The 14,177-nt window shown below is 40.6% G+C and carries 11 protein-coding genes; 6 read left to right on the top strand and 5 right to left on the bottom strand.

Features of this window, described 5'->3' with window-relative positions; genetic code table 11:
• Window positions 1-18: 18 nt before the first annotated feature.
• Complete coding sequence (locus tag V7L20_RS18690) at window positions 19-1,536, bottom strand: LCP family protein (RefSeq protein ID WP_334745521.1); 1,518 nt, start codon at window positions 1,534-1,536, stop codon at window positions 19-21.
• A gap of 115 nt (window positions 1,537-1,651) precedes the next feature.
• Here V7L20_RS18690 and V7L20_RS18695 point away from each other — a divergent pair, with 115 nt between their 5' ends.
• From V7L20_RS18695 to V7L20_RS18710, 4 genes are all read left to right on the top strand, one after another.
• Window positions 1,652-2,716 (top strand): mannose-1-phosphate guanylyltransferase, encoded by a 1,065-nt coding sequence (locus tag V7L20_RS18695; RefSeq protein WP_334745522.1) that lies wholly within the window; start codon window positions 1,652-1,654, stop codon window positions 2,714-2,716.
• 408 nt (window positions 2,717-3,124) lie between these two features.
• A complete protein-coding gene (locus V7L20_RS18700) occupies window positions 3,125-4,771 on the top strand; it encodes an ABC1 kinase family protein (RefSeq protein ID WP_334745523.1) in 1,647 nt (548 codons plus the stop codon).
• Window positions 4,772-4,932: 161 nt separating this feature from the next.
• The gene (locus V7L20_RS18705) at window positions 4,933-5,913 is read left to right on the top strand and encodes an ABC transporter ATP-binding protein (RefSeq protein ID WP_334745524.1); all 981 of its coding nucleotides are present in this window, start codon (window positions 4,933-4,935) and stop codon (window positions 5,911-5,913) included.
• Window positions 5,914-5,975: 62 nt separating this feature from the next.
• Window positions 5,976-6,764, top strand: a complete 789-nt coding sequence (locus V7L20_RS18710; RefSeq protein ID WP_334745525.1) for an ABC transporter permease — start codon at window positions 5,976-5,978, stop codon at window positions 6,762-6,764.
• A gap of 169 nt (window positions 6,765-6,933) precedes the next feature.
• Here the strand turns inward: V7L20_RS18710 and V7L20_RS18715 are convergent, their stop codons facing one another.
• The 4 genes from V7L20_RS18715 to V7L20_RS18730 all read right to left on the bottom strand — a co-directional run bounded on the left by V7L20_RS18715 (window position 6,934) and on the right by V7L20_RS18730 (window position 11,982).
• On the bottom strand, window positions 6,934-8,655 hold the full coding sequence (locus V7L20_RS18715) for a serine/threonine-protein kinase (protein WP_334745526.1): 1,722 nt from the start codon (window positions 8,653-8,655) through the stop codon (window positions 6,934-6,936).
• Between the two features lie 509 nt (window positions 8,656-9,164).
• Window positions 9,165-10,001, bottom strand: coding sequence for an alpha/beta fold hydrolase (locus V7L20_RS18720; RefSeq protein ID WP_334745557.1), 837 nt, complete (start codon window positions 9,999-10,001; stop codon window positions 9,165-9,167).
• 118 nt (window positions 10,002-10,119) lie between these two features.
• Window positions 10,120-11,040, bottom strand: coding sequence for a bestrophin family protein (locus tag V7L20_RS18725; protein WP_334745527.1), 921 nt, complete (start codon window positions 11,038-11,040; stop codon window positions 10,120-10,122).
• A gap of 537 nt (window positions 11,041-11,577) precedes the next feature.
• Complete coding sequence (locus V7L20_RS18730) at window positions 11,578-11,982, bottom strand: VOC family protein (RefSeq protein WP_334745528.1); 405 nt, start codon at window positions 11,980-11,982, stop codon at window positions 11,578-11,580.
• Window positions 11,983-12,403: 421 nt separating this feature from the next.
• Between V7L20_RS18730 and V7L20_RS18735 the strand changes: the two genes are divergently transcribed.
• Complete coding sequence (locus V7L20_RS18735; RefSeq protein ID WP_334745529.1) at window positions 12,404-12,982, top strand: Uma2 family endonuclease; 579 nt, start codon at window positions 12,404-12,406, stop codon at window positions 12,980-12,982.
• A 150-nt stretch (window positions 12,983-13,132) separates the two neighbouring features.
• Window positions 13,133-14,074 carry a PEP-CTERM sorting domain-containing protein gene (locus tag V7L20_RS18740; RefSeq protein ID WP_334745530.1) on the top strand — a complete coding sequence of 314 codons (942 nt, stop codon included), beginning with the start codon at window positions 13,133-13,135 and terminating at the stop codon, window positions 14,072-14,074.
• Window positions 14,075-14,177 lie beyond the last annotated feature (103 nt).

Below are 14,177 nucleotides of genomic sequence, written 5' to 3' on the forward strand. Positions count from 1 at the left end.
ATGACTAATGACTCTTAGCTATTTCCAATCTTTACCAATCCGAATTGTGAGATCAGATTCTAAATCACCAATCGCCGCTACCTCAATTTGACCCAAGCCTAAGACTTTTTGCAAATCAACTCCAACTTGTCGGTTGCCTTTTTGGACAACAATCTGAGTTTGACGTTGGGTATCTGGCCAATCAGGCACTTTGTAAATATTAGTAAAGCCTTTCTGTTTTAGATAAGAAATAACTTTTTCAGTTAACTGAGGTTGATTGGAAGCATTTTGAATAGCAATTTTGAGGTTAGGAACCTGGCGCATATCTAGTTTGAGACCAGGGACATTTACCCCAACATAATCATTCAATAGGCTCTGTTGTCCAGTCATATTTAGCCAATAGCTATCAGGGTCTTTGCTAAAACGGCTAAACGTACCAGGCAGAACGGTCATTTGAAAATTATCCCGATCTAAGTTGAGGCCGAAGTTCACCAACGCCATCATTTCTTCCATCTTTAGGTTGGTATCAAAGTATTTTCGCATCAAGCGAGTTAATTGAGGCAACCTGGGTAAGACGGTAGGACTATTTAAGCGTTGGAGCAATGCTGCTACAAGTGCTTGCTGACGCTGCACTCTTGGCAAATCTCCCAAACCTGGTTCGCGGAACCGGACAAATTGTTCTGCTTGTTCGCCGTTAAGGGTTTGCCAGCCACTGACTAAATTAATCGACAGGCGACTGCTGGAGTCTTTATATTCCATTGATTGGGGAACAAAGACCTCTACTCCGCCTAACTGATCGACTAACTGCCGTAATCCACTGGTAGAAATACGAATGTAACGATCAATTGGAGCATTGTTTAGGGTACGGCTAACTACCCGTGCTGCCAAGACTGGGCCGCCTTTGGCATTGGCATCAGATACCTTAGTTAATCCCTTTTCTCCCTTTTCTGGGATGGCGATCATTGTATCTCTAGGAATGGAAAGCACCCGTACAGATTTGTCACTAGGATTAAGCCTTACCAGCAGCATGGTGTCGCTTTTGCCAGCAAAGCTTTCTGGTGAACCGTCAACAGTACCGCTAATTGGTTCAATCCCCATAATTAAAATATTCATGGGTCTTGATAGCTGATACTGGGAGAGTTTGCTCCATAACTCCCCTGGTAGTGGTATTTTTACCTCGTCTTTAGTAGAAGTTCCTAAATCTTCATCTGTTCGATCTAGATTGCTCCATAAGGGAGTCCACAAAGCTAATGTTGATACCAGTAAACCAGATAAGATGATGCCGATGACAACTGTCATGATCCACAACAGCCATCGAGGCATGGTTAAGCCCAGTCTCTCATAAAGCTGATTGGGAATTGCACCCACTGATTCGACAACGCTACGGTTGGGATTCGCTGGCGGGTTTAGTTCTACCTTCTCCTCTAAATCCTCTACTGGTGCTGGTGTTACTTGATTTTCTGTTCGTTGAAGTTGCTGCGATCGCACCTCAGTTTCAAATTCTGCAACTTGCTGAGATCCAAGCGGATTTTCCGACCATTCGACTTGTTTTATCACAATTATCTCCCCACTCAACCACTCCCTAAAAGTATGTTAATGCAAGCTATAAATATTGCCACTGCAAAAGCTCACTGTAAACTTGTAATGTTCTTCGGTAGGCGTGTATGACAACATGAATACTTTATTGTTCCCCGTAATCCTTGCTGGTGGTAAAGGTGAACGTTTTTGGCCCCTAAGTCGCAAAGACCGACCCAAGCAATTTTTAAGTCTTGATGGTAGCTCTAGAAGTTTATTACAAGCAACCGCCGATCGATTGATAGAACTCGGTGGCGGGTGGGATTCCTTGTGGGTGATTACTTCTAGTCAGATAGCTGAAGGAGTACGTCAACAATTACCTGATCTACCATCTGAGAATTTATTGATTGAGTCAGAAGGCAGAGACACTGCTGCAGCCGTTGCTTGGACAAGTTTAGAAATCAAACAGCGCTATGGAGAAGACGCTGTTATTGGCTTTTTCCCTGCTGACCACTGGATCGCTGATCAAGAGGCGTTTGCACACACATTAAGCGCGGCTACGCAACTGGCAGCAAGCACAGCAGCGATCATTACACTGGGGATCAAGCCTACTTTTCCATCAACTGGTTACGGCTACATTGAACAAGGTGAAAAAATAGGTAGCTTTAATGAGTTGCCAGCTTATCACGTCAACCGTTTTACTGAAAAGCCCAACCGTGAAACAGCAGAAACTTTTTTATCTACGGGGCGTTTTAGCTGGAATAGTGGTATGTTCCTTTTTCGGGCAGGGGTTGTTCTCAAGGAACTACATACCCATGCACCAGAAATTATCGAACCTTTAGAACAACATGGCCCTGACATCTATCCCCAGTTGCTTAAAAAGAGTATAGACTATGCACTAATGGAAAAGACCACTCTAGCATACGTTTTGCCAGTTGATTTTGGTTGGGATGATTTAGGAGATTGGAATGCGATCGAACGCTTACTGAAAAAACAAGAGACTCCCAATGTGGAACTTGCTACGCACGTAGGGCTAGATACGCAGGGGGCAATTATTTACGCCTCAAATCCAGAGGATATAGTTGTTACAATTGGTTTAGAGGACGTGGTGATTGTGCGCGATCGCAATATCACCCTCGTTGTCAAAAAAGAACGTACCCAGGAAATCAAGCAGATCCTTAAAATTCTCCAAAGTGATTCCCAATTTACCGACCTGCTATAAAAGTTAGAACCCTTGGCAGAGGCGAAAAAGTCTGTTTTCCCATTATAACTTGACAGTCTGTTATTTTATCTGACAGTTATGGACATTATTAGCTTTGAGCCTCTGGCCAAGACAATGGCAATCGATTCTATTACTGCTTATCAAAAATATATTTCTCCGTCCAAAGGATTTTCTTGTTCCCATCGCTTATAACACGGCGGGGATTCCTGCTCAAACTATGTCAAACGGATGCTGAACGAACACAAGCTCCACCAAACCGTACAATCATCCTTAAAAAGATTTCAAGATTGTGCGGCAGCTAGCAAAACTTGTGACTTGCATCAAAACTAGAGCCGATTTTCGTTGTATTGTCATACCCTGCTGCCTACCTCTTTAACTCCTCTGTATCTTTGCAGTTATTTTACAAAAATGTTCCTCACTCAAACTGTTCCCCGTCAACGAGAAATCCTTGAAGTCTTCCTTCGTAATGGCTGGGACTATATGCGAAGGTTACTTACTGGTGGCAAAACTGATGAACCTCAACTTCCGACACCTGCGGTTTTAAAAAATATTCTGGTAGACTTGGGCCCAGTTTACGTCAAACTTGGTCAGTTAATGTCTACCCGCCCTGACTTACTGAGCGCCTCCTACATTGAGGAATTATCAACTCTACAAGATGAAGTACCACCAGTTTCTTGGTCAGAAATAGAAATAATCCTTCGTAAAGAATTAAAACTTCCACTAGCAGAAACCTTCAGTACAGTTAACCCGATCCCAGTCGCAGCCGGATCAATTGCCCAGACACATCGAGCTACATTAGCAGACGGTCGAGAAGTCGCTCTGAAAGTGCAACGTCCGGGAATTGATCTGACTATTGCCCAAGATATTGCTTTAATTCAAGGTATTGCCGATTTAGTGGCGCGAACTGATTTTGGACAAACCTACGAAATCAAATCCATCGCCGAAGAATTTACCAAAGCCTTAGAAGCCGAGTTAGATTTTACCCGGGAAGCGGGTTTTACAGACCAACTGCGGCGCAACTTATCCCAGAGTCGCTGGTACGATCCTACACAAATAGTGGTTGCGGAAATTAACTGGGAATTGACCACACCAAAATTACTGGTAATGGAATGGCTGGATGGGGTACCGTTCTTGGAGGCAGATTTGAATAGTGACCCCAATGTTAAAGATCCTGCCGAAAAGCGTAAAGAAATAACTACTTTGTTATTTCGGGTATTTTTCCAGCAACTATATATTGATGGCTTTTTTCACGCCGATCCCCATCCAGGAAACTTGTTTTATCTCAAAGATGGTCGTGTTGCCCTCTTAGACTGTGGCATGGTGGGAAGACTCGATCCCCGCACACAGCAGATATTAACAGAGATGTTGTTAGCGATCGTTGATTTAGATGCTCAAAGGTGTGCTCAGTTAACTTTACAGCTATCAGATTCTGGTCAGCCAGTAATTTTGTCGCGGTTAGAAAATGATTATGATCGCATGTTACGTAAATATCATAATGTCAGCCTCACGGAAATAAACTTCAGTCAGATAATTTATGAAGTTTTACAAGTTGCCCGTAACAATAAAATTAGGTTGCCTAGTAATATGGGTCTGTATGCCAAAACCCTAGCAAATTTAGAAGGGCTAGCGCGGACATTCAACCCAGAGCTTAATTTTTTTGATGAAATCAAACCATTAATTACAGACTTGTTTCGTCGGCAGTTGCTGGGCGATAATCCACTGCGATCGCTATTACGAACAGCCTTAGATATTAAAAGTCTGTCTCTCCAATCTCCTCGCCAAATTGAACTGTTATTAGACCGAGTTACATCAGAAACATTACAGTGGAATTTATCGCTGCGGGGATTAGATGGCGTGCGGCGCACTATGGACGATGCAGCTAACCGACTATCTTTTAGTATTTTAGTGGGTTCGCTGATTATGGGTGCAGCAATAATTTCTACCAGAGCGCAGACAACTCAGCTATCTTTTTTAAGCACCACCCTGTTTGCAGTCGCTAGTTTATTGGGTTTGTGGTTAATTATTAGTACATTGCGATCAGGACGTTTACGGTAAAGTGCATGTGTTGTGCTTGAGTAATGCCCACTATAAGAAATCATGAAATGTCATTGGCGAAAATCCTTGCTTTAGTATTTGGAACCAGAGATAAATAGCGATAAACACCAATCATTATATGTGTGTTTACCTGTGTAATTTGTGGTTCTAGTATAAAAAATATGTCAATCATCATTGCTGAAAACCTAAGTAAATCTTATCCAGTGGCAGTTAAAAGTTCGGGTATTAAAGGTACAATCACCCACTTTTTTCGCCGTACCTACCGCACAATTAAAGCAGTTCAGGATGTTTCCTTTGAAATTGCCCCCGGTGAAGTAGTGGGTTTTTTAGGGCCAAATGGTGCTGGTAAAACTACTACACTCAAAATGCTTACGGGGCTGATTCATCCCTCTAGCGGTACAGTCAAAGTTGCTGGGCAAATTCCGTTTCATCGCCAAGAAGCTTTTTTGCAAAAAATTACCTTGATAATGGGACAAAAGCAGCAGTTACTTTGGGACTTACCAGCGCTAGATTCTTTGAGAATTAATGCTGCTGTATACAACATCTCTGATAAAGAATTTCAAAGGCGGGTGGGGGAACTAACAGAGATGCTTTCCCTAGAAGGTAAGCTTACCCAAGCAGTACGGAAGCTGTCTTTGGGTGAACGAATGAAGGCGGAATTGCTAGCAGCACTTTTGCACCGTCCCCACGTATTATTCCTAGATGAACCAACGCTCGGACTAGATGTAAATGCTCAGGTGGCAGTGCGAGATTTTTTGCGCGACTACAATCAGCGTTATCAAGCTACAGTGCTGTTGACAAGTCATTATATGGCTGATATCACAGCTTTATGTCCACGAGTGCTGTTGATTCATCAGGGAAGGCTGATGTATGACGGTAGTTTAGATGGACTACTAGAACGTTTTGCCCCATATCGGGAAGTCCATATAGAGTTAGCCCAACCTCTATCGATAGAAAAACTTATGGTCTATGGTGATGTGCAACTCTTAGAAGGGCGATCGGTGCATTTTATGGTATCTAGAGAGGCGCTCACCCGCACCGTATCTAAGATTTTGACAGATTTAGAGGTAATTGATTTAACAGTTACCGAACCGCCTGTAGAGGAAGTAATTGGACGAGTTTTTCAGGCAGGTGTTGTGTAGTACAGACGCGATTAATCGCGTCTGTACAAGAGTGGATAATTTTTGTAGCGGGAAGTGAATAAATGAAGCGGATAATCAGAAAAGCCTTAACTTTACTGTCAGTATACTACGCCTACATGCTTGAATATCGAGCAGAACTAATCTTATGGGTTTTGGCTGGCTCTTTGCCGATTATCCTTATGGGTATCTGGATACAGGCAGCACAAGGTGGGCAGTTTGGGCTATCACCTGTAGATTTTGCTCGTTACTTCATTACAGTTTTCGTCATTAGGCAATTAACAGTTGTATGGGTAATTTGGGACTTTGAAACAGAGGTAGTAGAAGGCAAGCTTTCGCCCAAGTTGCTACAACCACTCGACCCAGTATGGCATCATGTTGCGGGTCATGTTTCTGAAAGATTTGTTCGGCTAACGTTTGCTTTACTATTAGTGGGATTATTTTTTATTCTTTATCCCCAAGCTTTTTGGTTGCCAAGTTTGAGTAGATTTTTGCTGTTTACATTAGCGATAGTGCTAGCTTTTGCTTTACGGTTTACGATTCAGTACACCTTTGCCATGTTCGCCTTTTGGACAGAACGAGCTAGTGCTTTAGAAAATTTTTGGTTGTTGTTTTATCTATTTTTATCTGGTTTGATAGCACCTTTAGAGGTCTTCCCAGAACCTGTGCAGAAAATAGTATTATTTATGCCTTTTCCCTATTTGATTAATTTTCCTGCGAGTCTTTTGGTAGGGCTACCCGTGGATATAGGGCGAGGATTTGGGTCAATGGTGGGATGGATATTAGTGTTTTTGGGTGCGAATCGCTTTCTTTGGCGTGCAGGTTTAAAGCGGTACTCTGGGATGGGAGCATGAGCAATTTATAATTTATAATTAGGAAGTTTTTCACCCCAGAGTTTGGCTAAGTTGAGTAAATTTAAAAGCTGCGGATGAGTTCATCCATTTCATGTAAAGTATTGATCTTTAATACGTCTCGGTAAATTGTATTTAATTGTTCTAAAATTACCTACTATAATATACCAAATTATAAATTACTTGGTATTGTCTTAAAATTTTCTGGCGTACCCAAAGAATAATCTTCTAACTTAAAATCAGCAAAAGGCCTCTTTTCTAACCTATTCCGTAATGCTTCATCGAGAATTATACCTGGTGATTGTTTTTTAACACCAATGATTATAATACTTCTCTGATATTTAGTTAAATCCTGATTTTCCTGACAATTGCTCCGTTGAAATTGTCCTAGATTTAATATACGATAACCTTTAACGCTTGGTGTATTCATAAATAATTTTTTTCCTAAAAACTGTATTTGTTTGGAACGTTCTAAAGCCATTCGCTGTTGAACTTCTATATTACCTTTACAAGAAACTGTGCCTACAGAAATAATCTCACTAGGATCTTGCATTATATTCTGTATCCCTTCTTGTTCTAAGTTCAACTTTAAAAGGTCTAGACTAATAATTTCATCATTATATCTAATTTGAAAATTACTACCTAAAAGCCATTTATATTCTACTGATAAAACAGCTATATTAAATTCAGCTACTCTCCCTTGACTATCCCTACCTTCTTGATAAGGAAAATAATCAATATTACCTTTTTTTTCAGGAAATTGCCCGTATTTTTGCTTCACAGTAAATTTTGATGTCCGCGTTGCTAAGGCTACTATACTGAGTAATCCTAATATCACTAGCAGCGTTGCAAAAAATTTCAGTAATGGTACTTCTTCTGGTTGTTTGTGTGGAGCAAATGAAGTTTTAGTAATTGGTGGGAATTGTTCAATGTTATTATTCTCTAATAAATTAATATTTTTAGCCGTAGTTTCTGTTAGTTGAGTTTCAATTTCTTCTAAGCGTTGTAAAATTTCCTGAGTATTAACAGGACGCTTTTCTATATCCGCTGCTGTTAGCCAATCAATTAAATTCAATAGTAAGGGTGAGATATGGATAGCATGATGTTGCCAGTGCAATAAATTTTGCTGCACATTATACATATCTAAAGGATGGTATCCCGTGAGTAAAAAGACAAATGTGCGCCCCAAGGCAAAGAAATCTGATTGGGGTACTGCTTGAGCATTCATTTGTTCTGGAGCGCTGTAGCTAGATGACATCAGTACTGTGATCCCGTCGCTGTTGTTGAGTTTGTCTGGGTAGGTTCTATCAATTTCAGTGGCAGTGCCAAAATCAATTAGTACCAAATCCCCCCAGCCTTTACCAAGGGGAGAACGAATCATGATATTAGATGGCTTAATATCTCGATGCAGGTAGTGTTTACCATGCACTAAATTCAAAATTTCTAGCAATTGTTTTAACCAGGCTACAGCTTGTTCCTGCGAAATAGGGTAATTCTGTTGCAGCTTTAGCCATTGTTGTAAGTTGTAACCATCGATTTTTTCCATTGCAATGCAATGCAACACTAAACCATTTCGGGTTTGATATTGGAAGTAACTATCTTCTTTGGGAATGCCGGGATGCTTGAGTTGTCCTAATACGGTTACTTCTTGCTGAAATAGCTCTACTGCTTTGGCATCGCCTGATAAATCCTCTTTGAGTATCTTGAGGATTTTAGGGGTATCTTGTTCGTATGCTTCATAAACTTTACTAAACCCTGTTTTTTCACTCAACAGGCTCATCACCCGATAACGCCCTAGCAATTCTAAATGGGAACCACAACTTTGACAAAAGCGGTTTTGATGATTATTTGGGTGATTTGGTTTAGGACAAATGGGATTGATACAAAGGCTCATGAGTGGGGAGTGGGGAGTAGGGAGTGGGGAATGGGGAGATGAGGGAGATGGGGGGATGGGGGAATAACCAATGCCCAATACTTCGGCTCCTTTCGACTTCGCTCAAGGTAAGTCGCTTAGTACAAGTACCTAATACTTTGACTTACCTTGGCTTACTTCGACTACGCCCAACTCTACCAGAGGCTGCGCCCTAAGCGTAGCTATGCCGTAGGCTTTACGACTACGCCCCTCGGCTTTGCCCTTCTCTTCTTAGGCTGCGCCCTAAGCGTAGCTATGCCGCAGGCTTTACAACTACGCCCTTCGACAAGCTCAGGACAAGCTCAGGCTGAACTCAGGACAAGCTCAGTACAAGTCGCTGGGCACAAGTCGCTCAGTACAAGTGCTCAATACCCAATACTTCAGACTACGCTCAGTACAAGTGCCCAATGCCCCATGCCCAATCTCGCTAGACATCGCTCCTATTAATTCTTCTGTTGCTGTATGATAATCCCGTCTAATTATGAGATTTTCTATCTGTGTTCTGTTAAGAAAGCTGCTACAGTTTGGTTAAATGCCTGTGGTTGTGTCAAAAACGGCCAATGGTTGCCAGGAACTTGGCAGATGCGTAAGTTTTTAAGATAGGTTTTGTATGGTTGAATTTGCCAATCTTGGCGGTTCAATCCTTGTTCTGGCTGGACGAAGATGGCAGGGGTGTCAAGGGGAATTGTAAAACCAGGTACTTGCATTACTGCTTCAAAAATACCGTCACGGGCGGCTATGGTAAATTTGCTGCCCCAACTACCATCGAGTTTTTGTTCTATTCCTGCTTGGAAAACTTGTTGTTGCAAGGAACTCCATCCTTGATATTGCTTTAACTGCTGTGCTTGTTGTTTGGCTTCTTCATAACTGGCAAAGGGGCCCATGCTTTTGAGAAAAGGCAAGAAGCGATACAACATTGGAAAAGTTACCCTGAAAAGGCTGGGCATTTTCCAGATAAAAATTGGATCGACTAAAATTATACTCCGCAAACGCTTCGGGTTTTGCCTTGCCCAGATGGCGGCTAGTTTGCCTGTCCATGAATGACTTACAATATGGATAGATGTCCATCCGAGATGATCCATTAGTGCTTCGAGGTCTGCGATCGCACTTTCAAAGCTATAATCTTTCTCAGGCTTACTACTTTGCCCATGTCCTCGCATATCTGGTGCAACTATGTGGTAGTCTGCCGCTAGGTAATCTCCTAAACTAGACCACACTAGAGCATGGTCGCCTAAACCGTGTAACAGTAGTAAAGGTTCTTGACCTTGGTTCCACTCTAAATAAGAAAGTTGGATATCAGGCTTTGATAAAGTTTGACGTACAGGCATCATTGCACATCCACCAATGAAGAGATAGTTTCGCGTTTATATATTACTGCGAAAGAAGATAGACGTGGCCAGATGAGACTTGACAGCTATAACCAAGCCTTGTAAGTTATTGCCAATCTTAACTTTTCTCATAAGTCAAATTACCTGGATGCGATCGTGCATTTGGAGTCAGAGTAATTAAATCGTCAATATTACGTTTCATTGTCTCACAAATCGCATCTAGAGGTAAGTCGTTAGGGTCGTAACCAAAGGGGTTTTCTATCTCCAAGCCGATGGCTTCAATACCAAATACTGTAAAACCAACTAAAGCAGCAATTAAACCTGTCCACCAACCCAGAGTCTGCACTATTTGAAAGGGTAGCAGTAAACAATATAGTAATAATAATTGCTTAAGATGAATAGCGTAAGCCAATGGCATAGGTGTTTTTAAAATCCGTTCGCAAGCACCTAAATTATCCACAAGATTATTCAATAACTCTTGCATAGATGTTAACTGGTAGCTATTAAGGCAATTGCGATGATACTGCTCCTGTAAATAATCTCCTATCCAAAAAGCAACCTCTATGGGGGGATTATTCATAATCTTCAGTTTTATATACTTACTAGATGGCATTAAATCTTCTAACTCGTTATTGACTGCTTCTCCCCGCAAATGTAATTTAGTTGTCACAGCAAAAGCTACCAATAAATTTAATGCTGTAATTTTATTTTCTTTATCTTGTGGAGAAATTTCGTCAATTGATACCCAAATTTGCCGGGCCAGATTTCGGATGTTATTTACTAGAGAACCCCAGCATTTTCTCCCTTCCCAAAATCGCTCATAAGCAGTATTGGTACGAAATACAAGTAACAAACCTAAAACGATACTAGGAATAACACTTCCTAAAATAGGTTGGGATACAGGCAAATCAAAATGATCAAGTATAGAAATAAAAAATCCGAAAGCTCCGCACCATAAAATATGTTTATAAATTGCTCTGAGAACCGAACCTTTAAGTTGCAATTTTGTGCGTAGCCATGTGAATTTATCGGCTGTCATGCAGTCACCCTAAGAGAATATTTAGTGAACCGATAGATATAATATCTATACTTTAAAAATAATAACTATAGTAATAGCACAATTGGCAAAGGTATACTGAAAGAAATACTGTTGCAAAGTTACCAATATATGCCGACGGTAATGACTGTATATTACCTTCTGTTATAATCCTCTGAGGTAGCTAGGGGAAGCTGATCCTAAGTGTATTGTCTTCTATTATGTAAAACTCAAAAGCGATGCCTACGGTGGTCACTGACTTGTACTGAGCGCAGTCGAAGTAGCTTTGTCATACCCCTACGGGGAAGCAAGCTAGCAAGAGCGTCTCGTAGAGAAGTGCTGGCTACGCCTATGCGGCTAATTGTAAAAAAATGTAAAGATTTCTTGATACTGCATAAATCCTGCGCCTCACGCAGATAAATCGATAGAAAAAAAGGTACATGCTTATCAATGATTCTCAGTCGGTATCATGTACCCCAATAAATTAAAAAGTTCTAACCTGTACAATCCTGTGCTGTAAATTAAACTTTTAAACATAACTTATTTAGTTATGTTTTTTTTGTTAGTAGTCTCAAAACGTTGAATTTCAATTAAATAACCACTGGGATCGCGTAAAAAACAGTGGTAAATGTTGTACTTTTCATTTAGTGTAGGTGGTTTTTCAAATTCAACGCCACGTTCTTTAAGATATTCAAACCACTCATCTACCTGCTGTGTTACCAAGGTAAAAATGACACTTGATTGCTTTTCGGCTGGAGGAGTCGATATTTCGCTTGTTTGACACAAACCTAAGTATCCAGTCTTGTTAATGGTATAAATTATACAAGTTCCTTGATCGAGCCATAACTCCAAACCGAGTTTTTGTTCGTAGAATTCTCTAGATGGATTGAGATTATGGGTATAAAAGAAGGTAATTTGCTCGTCGATTTGCGGATGAACAGACATAAATACATTTGAGTATATACCCTAACGACATCGGGCGATCGCATCGGTCAAAATTGATTGATGTTAGAAACCTGTTACTACTCCAGATGCTTTTAAGGCATCTGGAGTTTCTTTTTGTAAATAAGTGAGCGCAATTTTCCAAATCATCCGGATATGCCAAAACACGGCTGAATAGGAATTGCATACTGAATTATCTATATCTAAACATGGGGCATTAGTTATTGATGTACCCCTCCAGCCAAACAACTCTCGCAAAACAGCCTCAGATTAACTGGGGCTTTTTTGCGTTACTTACAATAGAGAAGTTGTTAAAACTAGCCCTTTCAAGGTGACTGATAAAATCTTTTTTCTCTCTGCACTATAGGAAAAAATATTCTTATTTAATGCTAAGATTCCAATCAAATATGGCATTTGCACAGCTATGACACCCACGCTGCACAAATTAATTTCCTTAGCAGAGTTCCTCAAACTGCCAGAAACAGAACCTGCTAGTGAATTTATCGATGGTCGTATCTACCAGAAACCAATGCCACAAGGCAAACATTCCCGGCTACAACTAAAACTTTGTAACGCAATTAGCCAAATTGCTGAAGAACAAAAAATTGCCTTGGCTTTTCCAGAATTACGCTGTACTTTTGGCGGACGTTCAATTGTACCAGACGTGAGTGTATTTGCTTGGGAACGAATTCCTTTTAATGCTAATGGAGAAATTGAAAATACCTTTGGAATTTACCCTGATTGGACAATTGAAATTCTTTCACCAGAACAGAATACAACTAAGGTAATTATAAATATTCTTCACTGTCTAAAACATGGTACTCGATTAGGGTGGTTAATCGATCCAGATGAACGCTTAGTATTAGTATTTTTACCAGGACAGCAACCTATAGAAATGACTGGAGATGAAGTATTGCCTGTACCTGAATTTTTACAACTTAATTTAACAGTTAAGCAGGTTTTTGCATGGCTAAAACCAACGGAAGTTTATAAATATGATTAATATTCCGCTAAAAATGTAAAAGTAATATTCCTGAGCTTTTGAATTTAAAAGAAATTAATCGAGGAGTTTTAGGTGATAGAAAACAAAATAAGAAAGACTGTTACTCAAGCTATTTTCACTGCCGTTGCTCTGGGGTGGCTAATAATGCAAATGGAATCAGCACAAGCTGCTACCTTGACGGTTAACAATCTCAATGACAATGGCGTTGGCTCGTTGCGAGACACCATTAACATTGCAAATAACAATGACGTAGTAGAGTTATTATTGGGGAGTCATCCCAGTACAATTAGTCTAACAAGTGGGGCACTTGCGATTGCAAAAAATCTCACTATTAATGGCCCAGGTGCTAACTTACTTACCATCAGTAGCAATAATCAATTCCCTGTGTTTAACATTAACGCTGCCGATGTTAGATTTTTTGGACTAGCGATCGCAGGTAATATCAACGCTTACAATTCTAGTAACTTAACGTTTACTAATAGCACCATCAACAGCGACAATGTAAATATAGATGGTAACCTAACACTTATCAATAGCACTATCAACAGCCAGGATTTGGAGATTAATGATGGACTAACAGGAATCGATGATAGTAATGTAAAGGCTCTCGATAGGATCACCATCGGCGGCAATTTAACTAATCCTAGCGGCAATTTAACTATCTCTACTGGTAGCCTCTATATTAACGGTGGTAACATTATTAATTCAGAAGCAGGAGGCAACATAACTGTTACAGCCAGTGACGCTATAACTATTACAGGCAGTGAGGTTTTATCGACAAGAGTACCCGAACCAAGTGCGATCGCTGCTAGTAGCAATCATTCAGGAGCAGGAGGTAACATAACTCTTACAATCCCTGACCTTCTTATATTGAAACCAGTACGCAAACCAAGTCCGATCGCTAATGATAGTAATAATTCAGGACCAGGAGGCAACATAACTATCAACTCTGGCCCTTTGATATTGAGACCCGGTGCTATTATATCCAAACCAGTACCCGAACCAAGCGCGATCGCTGGTAGTATCCTTGGTGGTAGTCTGGCTTGGCTGGCGAAGAGAAAGCAAGCAGCATTTTGCAAGGGAAAGGTATAATTACGTATTAAAATAAATCCGCAAATCGTTTAAATACGAAGCCCGCTCAGACTTATTTCTGCGCGGGCTAATTATTTTATAGGCAATTAGTCGGACATAATAT

It is taken from the genome of Nostoc sp. (assembly GCF_036916735.1).
Lineage (GTDB): Bacteria > Cyanobacteriota > Cyanobacteriia > Cyanobacteriales > Nostocaceae > Nostoc.